The organism is Psychrobacter sp. NG27 (assembly GCF_016106655.1).
Taxonomy (GTDB): domain Bacteria; phylum Pseudomonadota; class Gammaproteobacteria; order Pseudomonadales; family Moraxellaceae; genus Psychrobacter.
Genome location: NZ_JADGIN010000004.1, coordinates 272,109 through 289,673, shown reverse-complemented (window position 1 = coordinate 289,673; position 17,565 = coordinate 272,109). Strand labels below are relative to the sequence as shown.

At 42.1% G+C, this 17,565-nt stretch carries 16 protein-coding genes; 12 read left to right on the top strand and 4 right to left on the bottom strand.

The genetic code is table 11. The annotated features are described in order from the left end of the window. Positions 1–325 precede the first annotated feature (325 nt). From IP485_RS08910 to lpxC, 4 genes are all read left to right on the top strand, one after another. Positions 326–1,117 carry a cell division protein FtsQ/DivIB gene (locus IP485_RS08910; RefSeq protein ID WP_198326924.1) on the top strand — a complete coding sequence of 264 codons (792 nt, stop codon included), beginning with the start codon at positions 326–328 and terminating at the stop codon, positions 1,115–1,117. A gap of 103 nt (positions 1,118–1,220) precedes the next feature. After that, positions 1,221–2,513 (top strand): cell division protein FtsA, encoded by a 1,293-nt coding sequence (gene ftsA, locus IP485_RS08905; RefSeq protein WP_198326923.1) that lies wholly within the window; start codon positions 1,221–1,223, stop codon positions 2,511–2,513. Positions 2,514–2,781: 268 nt separating this feature from the next. Next, on the top strand, positions 2,782–3,981 hold the full coding sequence (gene ftsZ, locus IP485_RS08900) for a cell division protein FtsZ (protein ID WP_194364690.1): 1,200 nt from the start codon (positions 2,782–2,784) through the stop codon (positions 3,979–3,981). Between the two features lie 325 nt (positions 3,982–4,306). Further along, the gene (lpxC, locus tag IP485_RS08895) at positions 4,307–5,224 is read left to right on the top strand and encodes a UDP-3-O-acyl-N-acetylglucosamine deacetylase (protein ID WP_198326922.1); all 918 of its coding nucleotides are present in this window, start codon (positions 4,307–4,309) and stop codon (positions 5,222–5,224) included. Between the two features lie 298 nt (positions 5,225–5,522). On the opposite strand, the gene IP485_RS08890 is transcribed toward lpxC, so the two are convergent. Then, a complete protein-coding gene (locus IP485_RS08890; RefSeq protein WP_198326921.1) occupies positions 5,523–6,029 on the bottom strand; it encodes a hypothetical protein in 507 nt (168 codons plus the stop codon). 249 nt (positions 6,030–6,278) lie between these two features. Between IP485_RS08890 and IP485_RS08885 the strand changes: the two genes are divergently transcribed. Next, entirely contained in the window at positions 6,279–7,007 is a 729-nt protein-coding gene (locus tag IP485_RS08885; RefSeq protein ID WP_194364695.1) for a CHAP domain-containing protein, read from the top strand. Between the two features lie 139 nt (positions 7,008–7,146). On the opposite strand, the gene IP485_RS08880 is transcribed toward IP485_RS08885, so the two are convergent. Further along, positions 7,147–7,875: a hypothetical protein gene (locus IP485_RS08880; protein ID WP_198326920.1), complete on the bottom strand. Its 729-nt coding sequence runs from the start codon at positions 7,873–7,875 to the stop codon at positions 7,147–7,149. A gap of 221 nt (positions 7,876–8,096) precedes the next feature. Next, positions 8,097–8,408, bottom strand: a complete 312-nt coding sequence (locus tag IP485_RS08875; RefSeq protein WP_194364699.1) for a YhbY family RNA-binding protein — start codon at positions 8,406–8,408, stop codon at positions 8,097–8,099. Positions 8,409–8,739: 331 nt separating this feature from the next. Between IP485_RS08875 and IP485_RS08870 the strand changes: the two genes are divergently transcribed. The 7 genes from IP485_RS08870 (at position 8,740) to IP485_RS08840 (ending at position 16,353) form a co-directional block, all read left to right on the top strand. Continuing rightward, positions 8,740–9,372 carry an RlmE family RNA methyltransferase gene (locus IP485_RS08870; protein WP_198326919.1) on the top strand — a complete coding sequence of 211 codons (633 nt, stop codon included), beginning with the start codon at positions 8,740–8,742 and terminating at the stop codon, positions 9,370–9,372. Between the two features lie 400 nt (positions 9,373–9,772). Continuing rightward, the gene (gene ftsH, locus IP485_RS08865; RefSeq protein ID WP_320154196.1) at positions 9,773–11,668 is read left to right on the top strand and encodes an ATP-dependent zinc metalloprotease FtsH; all 1,896 of its coding nucleotides are present in this window, start codon (positions 9,773–9,775) and stop codon (positions 11,666–11,668) included. A 164-nt stretch (positions 11,669–11,832) separates the two neighbouring features. Further along, positions 11,833–12,729, top strand: a complete 897-nt coding sequence (folP, locus tag IP485_RS08860) for a dihydropteroate synthase (protein WP_198326918.1) — start codon at positions 11,833–11,835, stop codon at positions 12,727–12,729. Positions 12,730–12,893: 164 nt separating this feature from the next. Further along, positions 12,894–13,169 carry a succinate dehydrogenase assembly factor 2 gene (locus tag IP485_RS08855; protein ID WP_194364706.1) on the top strand — a complete coding sequence of 92 codons (276 nt, stop codon included), beginning with the start codon at positions 12,894–12,896 and terminating at the stop codon, positions 13,167–13,169. A gap of 28 nt (positions 13,170–13,197) precedes the next feature. Further along, positions 13,198–13,647, top strand: a complete 450-nt coding sequence (locus IP485_RS08850; protein WP_198326917.1) for a hypothetical protein — start codon at positions 13,198–13,200, stop codon at positions 13,645–13,647. A gap of 221 nt (positions 13,648–13,868) precedes the next feature. After that, positions 13,869–14,582: a YidB family protein gene (locus IP485_RS08845; RefSeq protein WP_198326916.1), complete on the top strand. Its 714-nt coding sequence runs from the start codon at positions 13,869–13,871 to the stop codon at positions 14,580–14,582. Between the two features lie 313 nt (positions 14,583–14,895). Beyond that, a complete protein-coding gene (locus IP485_RS08840) occupies positions 14,896–16,353 on the top strand; it encodes an anion permease (RefSeq protein WP_198326915.1) in 1,458 nt (485 codons plus the stop codon). Positions 16,354–16,369: 16 nt separating this feature from the next. Here IP485_RS08840 and IP485_RS08835 read toward each other — a convergent pair whose 3' ends face one another. Beyond that, positions 16,370–17,542 (bottom strand): regulatory protein RecX, encoded by a 1,173-nt coding sequence (locus IP485_RS08835; protein WP_198326914.1) that lies wholly within the window; start codon positions 17,540–17,542, stop codon positions 16,370–16,372. Between the last annotated feature and the right edge of the window lie 23 nt (positions 17,543–17,565).

Here is a 17,565-nt window from a genome sequence, read left to right as displayed (position 1 = left end):
GCTGCTATAGCACAACTTCATGTAAACTTGTGTAAATTCCTTGCTCCTAGTAGGTGTTAGGCTATTGTTTAATCATAAAATACGTTAATATTGTAATAATAAGTCTGTTTCAGTAATATTTATGTTTTTTTATGAATATTGACGATAAGTGATTCATAAATTAAGAAAAATGTTACGTTTAAATGAGACGAATCGCTGCATATACATAGTTTTCTTGACAGACTTTGATAATATAGCGAATTACCAAGTATCTGCAAAACATATGCAGAGAGATATCAATAAATAGCATGATCAGTTTTATGCAAATATAGGGACACAGGTCGTTATGGCTCAAACTGTCAACGAGGTAACTGACTTGATGAGTGATACAGCTGGTCGCCCAAAATCTAAAATTCAATTACCGCCTTTGGTCAAGTACCTCTTTATGGTGTTGGTATTAGGATTATTGGTGCTGATATTGGTGATGGGCGGTAAAGCATTACGTGATGCACCGCCTGCTGAGATCCATGTTAGTAATAAAGATTTGTCCGTTGGTCAATATCATGCCCTACAAGACGTGATGGATCAGCAGCAGGTAAGCAGCTTTTTTACCTCTGATTTGCAGGCACTAAGAGATATTACGATGGGTCTAGCTTGGGTCGACCAAGTGAGCATCTCTCGTGATTGGCAACGAGGTATCGTTGTGACGGCATTGCCCAAACAAGCCGTTGCCAATTTTGGTACAGAGCGTTTGGTTGATGCAAAAGGTTCAGTATTTGTTCCTGTTGATAGTCAAGATCTGACGCAGCAGCGCTTTGCGACCTTACAAGGTGAGATGAATCAAGCACCCGTTATTATGCAGCAAATGCAGCAAGTCAATGACTGGTACGCACCTCTTGGCATGCAGGTTGATGATATTATCCTATCACCTAGAATGACATGGTTGATACGGTTTGATAATGGGCTGCGTGTGATTGTCGATAATGAGAACACGGCACAAAAACTATTGAACCTCAGTCAGTTGCTTGGTCATCAGTTAAGTACACGCCGAGATGAGATGCAGTCTGTAGACTTACGCTACAAGAATGGTTTCACGATCGCTTGGAACGTATCAGCACCCACTGATGAGTCAAAATAAAGAATATATGTAAAACATCATAGCGTTTTGATAACGCTTTTTTTAATGATTTAATAGGGGAGTGTTACGATCTCTCCTGTTTCGCGATAATTTGTCTGGTACCATGAAAAATAATGAAAATCTGGTTGTTGTCCATTTAAGTGCCACGGCGGTTTACGTCGTCATTGGCAATGTCGTCTCTGCAAGAGACATTCGCATTTTGGGTGTGGGACAAGCAAAGAACAGCGATTTTTATCAAGGCCGAATAAAGCATCGTGAACGTCTGCAAGGTGCGATCAAACAAGCCATCCAAGAAGCAGAAGACATGGCTAACTGCCGTGTACACAGTGTTTGGCTGACCTTAGCAACCCCTGAGCTTTCTAGTAAAAACAGCGCTGGGGACGTCAAGGTAGAAGATGACGTCGTTCGTGCCAAAGACATGGTGCAAGCATTGGCCAACGCCAAATCGCGAGATTTATCATCAGATTATTATTTGATGCATTGCTGTCAGCAAGGTATCTATGTCGATGACCAAGAGCATATGGTTGACGATGTTATTGAGATGATGGCGCACAACATTACGGTCATGTATCACATGATGATGATGCCCGTGGCCAGTCGCCAAAATATTCAAAAACTACTACAAAGTTGTGATGTTGGTATCGATCATATCGTGTTTGATGCGGTCACCAGTGCCGAATACAGCTTGATGAGTGATGAGCGTCAGCAAGGCGTTTGCTTGGTAGACATTGGTGCCAGTACCACTAGCATTTGTGTGTATAAAGAAAATAAACTCATCTTTACCCATTGTATTGCCACTGGCAGCCATGAAGTAACGATGGATATTTCAGCTGATTTTGGTATATCCATGATTGAAGCCGAAAAGCTCAAAAAGAGTCATGGTACCGCTGATGTCAATAGTGTAGATCCAAGCTCGTTTTTCTTGTTTAAGCCCCAAGGAACAGGCGATGAGATGAATATTGGTATTTATAACTTAGCCCGTATTGTCGAGGCTCGTTATGTGCAAATATTCACCGAAGTGGCTCGTCAATTACACGAAGCAGGTTTGATCGGTTATATTGACAAAGGTATCGTGTTGACGGGCGGCGGTAGTACCATTAAAGGTATGGTACCTTTTGCTAAAAAACTGCTCAAAATGCCAGTGGTAATGACAAACACGCATCCAGCCATTAGTGCTTATAACCATTTTGATAACGATGAGTCATTTAAGCAGCTCAATAGCCAAGTAAATAGTCGTCATTATCAAACGGCTTTTGGCACACTATTATATAGTCAGAGCGAGCAGTTTCGCCGTAGCGAAAAAAGTGAACCTGAAGCGATTCAAAAAAATCGAATGACGGGTGTTTTTCAAAGTGCAGGACAGCGTTTTGCTAATGTACTGAAAAAAATACTGTAGCGCTGTTTGCTGAAAAAATCAAAACATGCCATTTGCCCATATAATTTTCGAATTATTCAAGGATATAAAATGAGCGATGTTAAAAATAATATTTTAAGTAATAATAGCAATACTCTAAGCGATAGACATAAATTACTGTCTAGCTAGACTATTTACACCATACTCTGTCTTATTTAAATACATTTATATATAGTATGTCGATAGCGCGCCATATGAGTGCGTACTTCGTATCGACCTACACGCTATCTGCAACTGGAGAATCTTTTTTATGTCAAAATACACCATGCCAGATGATAATCAGCTTCAAAATAACGGCCAAGCGAGCTTCACTGTATTCGGTGTTGGCGGCGGCGGCGGTAATGCAGTTGAACATATGGTACAACAAGGTATTAGAGGTGTAACGTTCGTCTGTGCCAATACAGATAAGCAAGCGCTTGATCGCCTAACTGCCCCTCATAAACTGCAACTTGGCGCAAAGACGAACCGTGGCCTTGGTGCAGGTGCTAATCCAGAAGTGGGCCGTGAAGCAGCAGAAAGCGAAGAAGAAGCCATCCGTGCCTTACTCGAACATGCAGACATGGTATTTATTACCGCGGGTATGGGCGGCGGTACAGGCACGGGCGCCGCACCTGTCGTAGCACGTATTGCTAAAGAGATGGAAGTGCTGACTGTTGCTGTTGTGACCACACCATTTAAATTCGAAGGCGGCAAGCGTATCAAAGCGGCTAAAGCAGGTATTGAGCAGCTGACTAACTTTGTTGATTCAATTATCACTATTCCAAATGATAAATTGATGAGTGTATACGGCAATATCTCTATGCAAGATGCCTTTAAAAAGGCAGATGATGTGCTATTGCATGCTGTGCAAGGTATTGCTGAGACCATCGCTAGCGAAGGTATGATCAATATCGATTTCAACGATATCCGTACTGCTATGACTGCGAAAGGTCATGCGATGATGGGTATTGGTCGCGCCAGCGGTGATGATCGTGCGCGTCAAGCTACTGAAAAAGCCATTAGATCACCACTACTCGATGACCTGCGTCTAGAGAATGCCAAAGGTCTATTGGTCAACGTCATCTCTTCTGAGTCACTATCATTGGACGAGATGAGCAAAATCAGCGCCATTGTCGAAGAAATCACCGACATCGACGACGCTCATATTTTCTATGGTTCTGTCATCGATGAAAAAATGGGTGAAGACTTGCACGTGACCGTTATTGCAACGGGTCTAACGTTAGACGAAAATGCAGGACAAGAGCCAGAAGTGGTAGAGCAGCCAGTACCTTCTGTCAATAGCACACAGCCTGTTGATCCTAATGTACATACCAGTGCATTAAACAGCCAAAAGCAGTCACAAGCGAAAATGCAGCAAGACAATGTGGTACGTCCAAGTGCTTCTCAAGAGAAGCCACAGACCAAAACAAACAGTATTCAAGATTACCTGAAGCGTCAACAAAACAAATAATTTTCGATATGATTTGAGCTTAGATACTTCTTAGAAAAGCCAGCGACCATCGCTGGCTTTTTTGTGTTTGACAGTGAAGTATTCTGTCGATGTAAGAGCACTCAGGTAAAAGAAGTGTGAATGAAAATGTTACAAATGATGGGTCAACTCAGTCTGATAGTAGTAGTCACACATGCCATATAAGCTCAAGAGTAACCGATGAGTCAGGTACGATAAGTGTTATCAATCAAGGAGATAAGGAAATTAGCCATTTTTATCTATAGCGAATAAGGGCTAGGTAATGGTACACTGTGTCAATTGTAACAAAATATGTGAGAAGACAGCCATGAACCAAAGAACCATAAAAACAGCAATAGCCGTTACGGGTACTGGTCTCCATAGTGGTCAGCCTGTGGATTTAGAGTTTCACCCGCAGCCAATTGACACAGGTATTGTTTTTGAGCGCTCTGATATTGTAGGTAGTAAGCCAATCCCAGCGAGTGCTTTTTTAGTGCAAGATACGATGATGTCATCAAACTTAGTATTTGGTGGTACGAGAGTCGGTACGGTTGAGCATTTACTCAGCGCCATTGCTGGACTTGGGGTAGATAATCTTTTGGTTCGAGTCTCTGCATCAGAGATACCTATTATGGATGGTAGTGCAGCTCCTTTTGTGGCGCTGTTACTTGATGCAGGATTTTGTGAGCAAGAAGCCGCCAAAAAATTCATCAAAATTATACGTCCAGTACGAGTAAAAATAGAAGATAAGTGGGCAGAACTGCGTCCTTACGACGGATATGAATTAAACTTTGAAATCGATTTTGACCATCCTGCTATCGACAAAAACTTTCAACATGCACAGCTGCAGTTTTCTACTCAAAACTTCATTGAGCAATTGAGTACTGCGCGTACTTTTGGGTTTTTACGTGACATAGAAGCATTACGTCAAAACAATCTGGCGTTGGGTGGCAGTATGGATAATGCTATCGTGATTGACGACCTTAATATCTTAAATGTAGAAGGATTACGTTTTAATGATGAGTTCGTCCGCCATAAGATTTTGGATGCTCTAGGGGATTTATATTTGATAGGTTATCCGATTTTGGGTCGTTTTAATGCCTATAAGTCTGGTCATGCATTAAACAATTTACTGGTGCGTGAGATATTATCTGATGATGATAACTTTGAAATTGTAACTTTTGATGACAATGTAACGTGTCCTATCGAATATTTGCCACTCAATGGCATGGTCGTTGAAGGATAAATACAGGAACACACACGAAGTATCGAAACATTTACGCAATATTACATAGAATGGTCATAATTACATTTATATAATATTTGGTATTTTGAATATACTTTCGATATTTAATAGTTGGTTTTTCTGTAGGATAGAGTGTACAAAAGCTGAGAGTGTTTTTTATATCATTTAATGGTCGTATTCTGATTATGAATATAACCATTGAATGATTTTTTTTGTTTGCGGTATTACAAAAATACAGCGTCGACACCGTTATTTTACTTCTATGCTTACACAACTTTACATTTAAGGGATAAGATTTTTAGTCATTTATCAGTCGCAAAAGCGCATTTTTGAGGTTTTTATCAGTGGTGACATGCTCTGCGGCCTGTGATATAGTCCTTTTTGTGTTTTGGCTAAGCGTCTGATTTTCATTGGCTTTATAAGACTTTGATGAAGTTGCTGATGATGACTGAGATAGCTTACGATCAGCAGATGTTTTGGCCACAATGACGCGGATTTGTTTGAGTTGTTTAAATGTAATCGACTGCTCTGTTAATACCTGTAGATAAGCACTCTGTAAATAGCGAATGTGATTTGCAGCGGTCATCGAGCTGACACTGAGTACTAGTTGCTCAGAGGTTAGGCCGACAACCCAGCAGGTATCTAGGATTTCCTCAGGTAGACAGTCTATTAATAGCTCTTTTATCTCATTGGTTACTTCTATATATAGCCGCATATTGGTTGCAAGCGTTTGTGGTAGTGCGCTACCAGCAAAAGCTTGATGGTCTATAAGCTGGGCAAGCCGATTAGGCTGTTTTTTTGACATCGTAATGACTCATCTAGTAGGTGACAAACTCGATACTCACAGCAGATATGCTCAACGCAATATATAGCAATTGATTCATGAAGTAGTTGACTGGACTGGCCGTAAAACTTGCATTGGTCACTACTTAAAAAAAGCGAACTGTTCTAATAGGGATTTTATCACGTCTATTTGCTGATTATATCCTCTAAATTAATTGATGCTTCGTCACGGATGACGATCAGACTTGTATTAACAATAGGTAGTAAATTTATGAAACAAGCTTTATTAATTTTGTCAGTCTTGGGAATGGGTATCGCACAGACGAGTGGTGCTGCTGAAACAACCTTTCAACCAAATAATACCTTGAGTCATACCATCACAAATATCTCTACTTCTGCGAACTACGGTTCTAGTCGTAATATCTATAGCACCAGCAGTGGTGCTCATGTGTATAGTAACGATGAAATTAGTCAAGCGATTGACAACCTAAGCGCTCATGCTCAGCAAAAAGAATACAAGCTCGCTTCATTGACCAGCCGTTTGTCATACGAGCAGCGTCAACAGCAAGCCAGCCGTGTCCCTGATCGCAACTCCGCTCCTGCGATTGCAGCAGCAAATGCGTCACGCGTGGCCTTATCTAGAAGCTCTGGATACTGTGCTCGTTATGTGCGTAAAGCACTACAATCAGCAGGTTACGAATTTACGCCTAATGCTTCAGCTTATCAGTACGCCTCTCGTGGCACGCTGGCTCAAGCAGGCTTTACTAAGATCAGTAACGACATGTCGCCACAAGTCGGTGATGTCGTGGTCTACAATCGCACCTCAAGTCGTCCACATGGTCACATTCAGATCTTTGATGGCAATGACTGGGTATCTGATTTCCGTCAAAACAGCATCAGCCCATATAGCGGCAATTATAGCTATACGACATGGCGCGATTCGCAGTATGTTGACGATGCATCAGACCGTGGTATTTACCTTGCGATGGCTGATAAATAAACATCAGTTAGATATTGCTTGAGCGATAATAAGTGTTCTCCAAAACCAGTAATGTTATTTATAACATTACTGGTTTTTTCAATTAAAATATCGCAGGCTAAAGGCTAAAGGCTAAAGGCTAAAGGCTAAAGGCTAAAGGCTAAAGGCTAAATGTAGACCAGTGTTGGCGATTATGAAAATCAGCTGGAGACGCATGACTTGAGGCAAAATACAAAGCAGTCTCGCCAAATCGTAAGATGACACAAGGATGTATCTGTTCGATTGGCAGGTTTTGGATGGCGTATTGCTGATTGGACAGTTGCTTCAATGGTACAGTAAAAATTTGCTCATAATCACAATGCTCGTCCATGACGGTCGACGCGTTATGTGAGACCTCTTTGAATGGCATTATTAATGGCTCTATATTATCAACCCAATCAATAGATACACGTGTGCATCCATTGTCTTTGTATAAAGGGACTGGTGGTAAGGTGGCAGGGTTACGATAGCCTTTAAAATTGTAAAGCGCGTAACGACCATCAGGGCTGGCGTTGATTTCTATATAAGGGGCTGTTTGCTGAATATCTGTCGTGTGTCTATCAATCAGCGAATCACCAGCAATGAAACATTCTAGACAAGTCTCTTCCCACAAGTAATCAGAAAACCTTACTCGCGTTGACTGCCATGTTGGCCAATGTAGCTTATGCGCTAATATTTGGTTGGGCACAGTAATTTGATAGGTCAGTTGTAAGCACAATGCAGGCTGCTGGATAACCTGAGCACTGACTTTAATACCAATATGTTTTAAGTCGTCTAGGCTGACGCCCAGTTGTTTTGCATCGTTTGCGATATTGTCTGTGGAAAGACAGAGCTCAAAGGTTTGCTTCATGGTTTAGCCAGCTCCACAATCATGATAAAAAAGTCGTAATAGATAAAAGGCAATGCATTACACGTCTCGCTAAATCACTATTTTAGACAAATAACATACTATAAATAGCATAAAAGCCGCGAGCAAGATGCATCGCGGCTTTTATATTCTACCGTCGACACTTGGTTATTGTATCAATGGATACGGCATATTTTTGCTAAAACCAAGCTTGTCCTCACAGTTTACTGTGCGTGACGAGATAGGTTAGAAAGCTTGGGGTTAGCATTTGGGTTTTTACGCAATAACAATGCCATGCGGCCAATTGAATGAACCAAAGATGCCTTAGCCGCTTTAGCAAGCTGCTCTCCAATAACATCACGTTCTTCTTTTGTGCCAGCAGGCAGTTTTACTTTAATAAGCTCATGATCTGATAGAGCGCGATCAATCTCTTCGCTAATAGTCGGGGTGATACCTTTGTTGCCAATCATAACGATAGGCTTTAGCTCGTGACCGATGCCTCTTAGGCGTTTGATGGTAGCGTTATCGAGTTGCATAGAATTCCTAGGTGTTGGTAAAAATAAAAAGAGTGCTGTCAAAACAGTTATTGATCATTATAGATAATCTGTGACTATCTTGCATGAGATCAGCAGGATTTTGCACGATTTTACGTGACGAAAATGTTAAACTAAATGTTTGGTCACATTATAAACGCTACTGCCTTATAAAACAGTGTTTTAACCAAGAGAATTTGGTCAGTTGATGATCAATCACGAATAAATAGCCTGATTAAAGGCGCTCTCCAGTAAACGCCACATAATTGAGTTCAATTCGTAAGTAATCGAAGAGATTGTATGTAGTTTTTGTAAAGTAATAGGAGCAGGTATTTTGGCCACACGTATTGAAAACAACAAACTGTCAAAAAGTAGTAGTGCTTGGATGAAAGAGCACATTGACGATCATTATGTGAAAAAGGCTCAACAAGATGGCTATCGTGCCCGTGCTGCTTATAAGTTATTAGAAATTAACGAAAAAACCAGCCTTATCAAAAAAGGTATGACGGTTGTCGATTTGGGTAGTGCACCCGGTAGTTGGTCACAAGTGGCAGGTAAACTGGTCGGCGAAAACGGTATCTTGATTGCCTCTGATATTTTGCCGATGGATACCTTACCTGATGTCACCTTTATCCAAGGTGATTTTCGGGAAGCTGAAGTGTTTGACGCCATCATGGCAGAAGTAGGTGATAGGCAAGTCGACGTCGTATTGTCTGATATGGCACCCAATACTGCGGGTAATAGTGCCATCGATCAGCCGCGTATGATGTACTTGTGCGAGTTGGCAGTGGAATTTGCACTCGCAACCTTACCAGAAGGTGGCGCACTTATTATGAAAGTGTTTCAAGGCGAGGGTACACAAGAATTACGCAAGCAGATGCAGCAGGATTTTAGTAAGATTCGTAGTATTAAGCCAGGTGCATCACGACCACGCTCAAAAGAGATGTTTTGGATAGCGATTAAATAGTTTTAATATCAATGGGTTGTTGGTATTGCAAGTAAGATAATGAGTCACCATAAACTGTCATTATCAAAATATAAAACCCACTACAATCGTTAACTGAATAATCGTGAAACCTGCTTGAATTATGCGGGTTAGCACCACATATCATGGTATATTACCTTTGTTTTTAGCATATGTTTTAGGCAAAGTCGTCTGGGAATAAATGTTTTATCAGCTTAATGACAATGGATTTGTGTTTATCTGATACTGATTGCTTATAAAAACAGCCTTTATGCTATTTGTAGATCATAGAAGTCTGAGCGAGAAGTTTTTGATATTAGGAAATCCACCAAAAATGAGCAATACATTTATAGACGTCACGTGTTTAGTAAACACACCAATAAGTAAGGGATGGGAATAACTAGTGAGCGACATGGTAAAAAATACCTTATTGTGGCTGGTGGTAATCGGCGTTTTGGTGCTGGTGTTTAGCGGCTTTGATCAATCATCTGAGCCGGATAACCTTAACTACTCTGAGTTTGTGACCGCCGTGTCAGAGAGTCAGGTAGCCAGTGTCGAAATCGACGGCGAACAGATCACCGGCGAAAAGAAAAATGGCTCATCTTTTGAGACTATTAGACCAGCTGTGTCCGATGACCAGTTAATGCCAATGCTACGTGAGAACCAAGTCGAAGTTCAAGGAACGGCACCAAAGCGCCAAAGCGTATTGATGCAATTACTAATAGCCAGTTTCCCAATCTTACTGATTATTGGTTTATTCTTATTCTTTATGCGTAATATGCAAGGCGGTGCTGGCGGCAAAGGCGGCGGTCCTATGAGCTTTGGTAAATCTAAAGCCAAAATGCTGACCGAAGACCAAATCAACGTAAACTTTGAAGATGTGGCTGGTTGTGAAGAAGCCAAAGAAGAAGTCGTTGAAGTGGTTGAGTTCTTACGTGATCCTGATAAATTTACCAAACTTGGTGCGACGATTCCTCGTGGTATTTTGATGGTAGGTCCTCCGGGTACGGGTAAGACGCTACTAGCAAGAGCCATTGCTGGTGAAGCTAAAGTACCGTTCTTCTCTATCTCAGGGTCTGATTTCGTTGAAATGTTCGTCGGTGTTGGTGCATCTCGTGTACGTGATATGTTCGAACAGGCCAAGAAAAGCGCGCCTTGTATCATCTTTATTGATGAGATTGATGCAGTCGGTCGTCATCGTGGCTCCGGTATGGGCGGCGGTAATGATGAGCGCGAGCAGACACTGAACCAGTTATTGGTTGAGATGGATGGGTTTGAGGGCAATGAAGGCGTTATCGTTATTGCTGCAACCAACCGTGCTGACGTGCTGGATAAAGCGTTATTGCGTCCAGGCCGTTTTGACCGTCAGGTACAAGTAGGCTTGCCGGATATCAAAGGCCGTGAGCAAATTTTGAAAGTGCATTTGAAGAAACTGCCAAACACGATCAGTGTAGACGCAAGTTCTCTTGCTCGTGGTACACCAGGTTTCAGTGGTGCACAGCTTGCCAACCTTGTAAACGAAGCTGCATTATTTGCAGCACGTCGTAACAAGACCAGCGTCGATATGAATGACTTTGAAGATGCCAAAGACAAGCTGTATATGGGCCCTGAACGCAAATCTATGGTGATACGCGAAGAAGAGCGCCGTGCGACTGCGTATCATGAAGCAGGCCATGCGCTAGTAGCTGAGCTATTACCAGGTACCGATCCTGTGCATAAAGTCACTATTATGCCTCGTGGTTTTGCCCTTGGTGTGACTTGGCAGCTGCCAGAACACGATCAAACCAGTATGTATAAGTCGAAAATGCTGAGCGATATTGCTATTTTGTTCGGTGGTCGTATTGCCGAAGAAGTCTTTATCAATCAAATGTCGACGGGTGCTTCGAACGACTTTGAACGTGCAACCAAAATGGCACGGGCGATGGTAACGAAATACGGTATGTCTGATGCACTTGGTATCATGGTGTACGAAGATGATGACAACTCGCAAGGATATTTCGGCGGTGGTGGTCGTACCATCTCTGAAGCCACTCAGCAAAAGGTCGATGAAGAAGTACGTCGCATGCTAGAGGAGCAGTATGATATTGCTCGTGAATTGATTGAAGGTAATCAAGAGAAAATGCATGCCATGGTTGACGCTCTTATGAAATGGGAAACCATTGACCGTGATCAATTGCAAGATATCCTAGCAGGTGAGGCTCCACGTCCACCAAGAGTGTATCAGCACAACGAAGTCAATTTGTCAAAAAACGACATCAAAACAACGGGTACTACGCCGCCACCATTACCAGCGATGTAGGCTCTAACTGATCCATGTTTAATAAGAAGCCCTTTATGATAAAGGGCTTTTTTATTGTCATCATTTTATACAGGGCTTAGGATAGCCTAAGATTTACTGGTATCATGAGCATAGACAATAAGAATAAACGCTATATTACAAATTTTAATTATGATGGATTGCTCATGTCATTATTTCAACCTTTACCCAATTATAAAATATCTAGCCGTGATAAAACCTTGGATTTATCGCAGCCGCATATCATGGGCATTCTCAATGTGACACCAGACTCGTTTTCAGATGGTGGGCAATTTAGCGAAGTGGATAAAGCGGTCGCTCATTGTCAGCAAATGATAAATGAAGGCGCTACTATTATTGATATTGGCGGTGAATCTACTCGTCCGAACGCTGATACTGTGGTGACAGGCGAAGAATTACAGCGTGTTGTACCAGTCGTGCAAGCTATTCGTCAACATTGCGGTGATAATATCTGGCTATCTATTGACACTAGTAATTCAGAGGTCATACAAGCAGCGTTTGAAGCAGGTGCTGACATTTGGAATGATGTTCGAGCACTAAAACGTACTGGTGCAGCAGAATTGGCCGCTAGGTTGGACATACCAGTCATGCTGATGCACATGCGCGGTGAGCCAACCACGATGAGCAATCTGGCTCAGTATGAGGATGTGGTTAATGACGTGATCACAGAGTTGACGACGCGTATTGAGGAAGTCACGCAGCTTGGTGTTAGACGAGATAAAATCATTCTAGACCCAGGCTTTGGTTTTGCAAAAAACCATAAGCATCATTGTGCCTTGTTAAGTCAGTTCGATAAGTTGCAGGCATTGGATTTACCATTGATGTTTGGTATTTCGCGCAAGCGTTTTTTAGCAGAAGTATTGACCAATAGTGGCGTACAAACGGTGAAGACAACGCAAGCAGTAGAGCGAGATGCTGTAGGTACTGCTGCTGGGTTGTTTGCACTACAGCAGGGCGCCAGTATCATACGCACGCATAATGTAGCGATGATGCAGCAAGCAGTAGCGTTATGGCATCAGCTGTCTGAGTATAGCCAGTGTTAGATGAGCGCACACACTATAGTCAGAGAATTACTAAACGGCTACAGCGTTACTCTCCCTAGATGTACTATTTGTACAATCTTCAGCCGGCTGCCTGGTACTCATTTTAGATTTCTTTGACTATACCTATAATATGAAAAACCCTCTTAATCAATAAAGGTAGCATTATGACCATTCAGCCAGAACCAACCAATGAGCAGCGCCGTATTATTTATCAAGCACGTCGCGGACTAAAAGAGTTAGATTTTTATATTGATCCTTATATTAAAGAGCTTTATCTGACAGCAAGTGCTGAAGAGCAAGCGGCCTTTGCAGAAATGCTCACTCATGAGGATCCTGACTTATTGGATTATTTTACCAATCAAAATCGTCCAGAATCAGAGGCTATATGGGCGTTGGTCAATAAGATAAAGACATGGCGTCATACCAAAGATTTGGCCTAATCTCTAACGCTTATTTTGGTACTCATGTATGACACTATTAACTTCTTTGCGTATTGATACGGCCATTCAGTCTATGAGCTATATACGCGTGTTGCTATATATTAGTGTGATGAGTACTATGCTGATATTGGCATATTTTGCCTCTTTAGCTTTGTGGCAGTATGGACTGATCTTAGTCGTCTTGGTGGCCACTGCTATTTATGTAGCGATGTCACGACCGAGTCTATTGCATCTGAGCCAACCACCACTTAACCAACGCGTGGATAAACAGTGGCAATTGTTGATGCGGCTGGGTCGCGGTGAGCAATTGTGGCAAGCTCATTTGAAGGCTGTCCACCGATACCAATGGGCCATACATTTTGAGTTCAATGTGATTGAGCCTTATCATCGTTCCTTATCAGCGACGGTCTTTCGCGATCAAGTGAGCGCTGAGCAATGGCGAGAGTTGAGTATTTTGGCCAATGTGATGAATCATTAGGTGTAAGAGACAAGTACGGTTCTTGGTTTTGCCTTTGTAAAAAGGCTTACGAATACCTACATGTCTCAACAAAATAGGTATCTTGATGATGACAAAAATTTGCTATATTAATGGATGCTATTACGAGGTCTTATTCTGCAAGTTTGTTGTTTAGATGGATATTTTCAGGATAAGACAGTCGTTATTCATAATAAATAAGATGACAACAATAGGAATAGACTATGAGCTTATTAGGGAATTTAATCAGTCAAGTCGCACGTAGCGCAATGAATCCAGAGGACGCTCAGCGTAATCCAGTCAATCAACGTACCGATACACGGCAGACGGGTGGACTAGGGGATATATTAGGTAGCGTATTGGGCGGCAATGGTCAGGCAGGTGGTTATAATCCACAGCAACAGAACCATCAAGCAGATAATGGGTTTGGCTTGGATGATATCCTCGGTGGTCTCACGGGTGGCAATCAACGTGGGGGCGTGAGCTCAGGCACTGGCGGCCTGGGAGACATCTTAGGCAGTGTATTAGGTGGTCAGCGTGCTGGTAGTAGTTTCGGTGGTAAAGGCATGCTAATCGCTGCATTGATGCCGATGGTACTGAGCTGGATCAAACGCAATGGCGGCCTAAGCAGTGCATTATCGAAAATTACTGGCATGGGTCATGGCGACAAAGCACGCTCTTGGATGAGTAGCGATGAGGCCAACGACAATTTAGATCCAAACGAGATAAGCCGTCTATTTGACGAAAGCGAAATTCAGCAAGTGGCAGCGCATACTGGTGCTAATGAGACGGAAGTACGTCAAGGACTTGCTGAGCTTTTACCTGAGGTGATGAATCAATTAACTCCTCATGGCAATCTAGATGATGAGAATGAGGCCAATACAGAGATTGATGACATTATTAATCAGCTGTCTAGTCGATTAGGTGCCTTAAAATAGTTTTCTATTTTTAGATATATTAATATCGATTAAAAATATAATAAAAAAAGAGCACATCATCAGATGTGCTCTTTTTTTATTATTTAGATGCTCGTATGTTAGTTAGTATCACCGTCATTGTCTATTTATCTTTGAATCTAAATAAATATATTAAAATAGTTAAACAATAACACAAGGGTCATATAAATCTTATAAGATAGCTAAGGAGATTACTTAATTCTTGATTTATAGCATCGGTTATCTTAAGAATATGCCATCAGAGGTAGAGGTGCGCTGATCTAACAATCCAATGATTTTATAAGGATACTGACTAATGCCATTTAAGCCTATCCAAGCCGCTATTGCTATCTTAGTTGGTCTGATCATTTGGTTTGTCATTCCAGTACCGACTGGTGTCACGCCGGAAGCATGGCATATGCTGGCACTGTTTATCGCTACCATTGTGGCTATTATAGGCAAGGTATTACCCATTGGGGCGATTGCTATTATTGCTGTGACCCTAGTGGCACTGACAGGCGTAACAAGTGATAGTCCAAAACAAGCTATTAGCGATGCATTATCAAGCTATTCAAGTCCTTTAATTTGGCTCATTGGTATTGCAGTCATGATATCGCGTGGCTTGATAAAAACTGGTTTGGGTCGGCGTATTGCTTATTATTTTATTTCTATCTTTGGTAAAAAAACCATCGGAGTGGCTTATTCTCTGACAGCCGCTGAACTGATAATAGCACCTATTACACCCTCTAATACGGCGCGAGGCGGCGGTATTATTCATCCTATTATGAAATCCATTGCACAGAGCTTTCATTCAACTCCCGAGGAAGGCACTCAAAACAAGATTGGTCGCTATTTGGCTATGGTTAATTATCATGCCAACCCGATTACTTCTGGTATGTTCATTACCGCTACTGCCCCCAATCCATTAGTCGTAGAACTGGTAAATAAAGCCACAGGCGGTGATCTTCATCTGTCGTGGACAACATGGGCGGTTGCGATGTTTGTCCCCGGAATGCTCTGTTTAGTAGTGATGCCACTGGTTATCTATATGATCTATCCGCCTGATGTCAAAGTGACGCCTAATGCGAAAGATTTTGCAAAGGATAATCTGGCAGAAATGGGTCAAATAAGTGCTCAAGAGAAAATTATGCTCGGGGTATTTGGTTTGATGCTGCTATTGTGGGCGAATATCCCTGCGCTTATCTTGGGTGAGCAGTATAGCGTCGACGCCACCACTACTGCTTTTATAGGCTTAACAGCATTAATCCTGACTGGTGTCCTGACTTGGGATGATATCCTAAAAGAGAAATCTGCATGGGATACCATTGTTTGGTTTGGTGCACTTATTATGATGGCGGCTTATCTTAGTAAGCTTGGTCTAATAAGCTGGTTCTCAGACAATATTGAGTTTCTAATTGGCACAACTGGAGTAGGTTGGGTAGGTGCAGTGACTATTTTGACCTTAGTCTACTTATATATTCATTACTTTTTTGCGAGTACAACAGCACATATCACAGCGCTATTTGCCGCATTTTATGCAGTAGGACTGACACTAGGGGCGCCGCCGATGTTATATGCGCTAATCTTGGCCGCAGCGGGCAATATCATGATGACGCTTACGCACTATGCGACTGGTACGGCACCTGTGATTTTTAACTCTGGTTATGTGACGTTGAAAGAGTGGTGGGGCATTGGGGCGATTATGAGCGTGGTTAATTTAGTTATTTGGATAGGCGCCGGTCTCATTTGGTGGAAAGTACTCGGTTATTACTAACTTTAAAAAGCATTCGCTAAAATCGCTCATCTAACGTCTCTGATGTGTAGTTAAGTGCGGCAAAACAGATGTCCGTATTAAACCCTCTATATTGTAAAAACCGTAACTGGCGTGCTTTGTCTTTTTGTTCAACAGGTATGTCATCACCATACTTCCTAGTGCGTGCTACCACAGCAAGTTTTAGCCAGTCTACGCCATCGACCAGATTGTCTGCACTATCATCTACAAACTCGCTAAATTCATCAGACTCTGCATTTGCCATATCAATCAGCTCATCAACGTTACTGGGCATGGCAATCTTCTTGCGATAGAACTCTTGCTTGATACGTCCGCGTCCACGGCCTTTGCGGATGTTTTCACGTATGAGCATCAAAGTCGTTCGATAATCACTTTGATAGCCTTTTTCTTCAAACTCATCGAGCAGCGCATCAACTTTATCTAGGTCTTGTTCTTTATCAATAAGCTTTTGCTTGAGCTCAGCTTTGCCATATTCGCGGCGTGATAAGTAATAGAATGCGAGCCACCGTAATCGGCTTTCGGCCTTGATAGCATCTACCTCTGCTTGTCTTTGTTCAGGCGTGCGTAGATAAGCCTTGAGCGCAGCAGGAATGTTGTCGGTTTGGTTGTTTTGCTCATGATCATTGGACATCATTGGCGCAGATGTTAGCTCTGAAACGGCAGTATAATGCTCAGTATCATCGTCAGCAGCAGTGCTGCTACTGTCTTCATCACGATGAACGTTGTGCTTAACCTCTGCGAGCATCTCTTTAATGCTTTGCGCTTTTGGTTGTTCATAAGCAGGTACATCGCTAGGTTCAGGTATGAAGTTGGCCGCCGGATGAAAACGTTTTTCACGTTTCTGACGCTTTTTGGGCCTGGCTATTTTTGGGTTAGCAGAGGAGAGTGAGTCAATCGCCTCTATATCAGATATAGACTCACTAATAGCTGAGTCGCTGTGTAGAGAATGACTATTTGCTGGTTTATTATGTACTGATGAACTGATTTTTAGTGTAGTAGTTTCTGATCTACTAATTTCTGAGTGACTTTTACCTGAAGGTATAAAGCGCTTGCCAGTTTTTCTGGTCTGTTTTGATGTGTGTTTATAGATTTTTTTTGATTTGGCATCAGCATTACTGGCTGAGTCGGATGCCGACTCAGCCAGTATTTCAGCCAACGTTTTAATTTCCATTATAAGTCATGATTGCAAATATG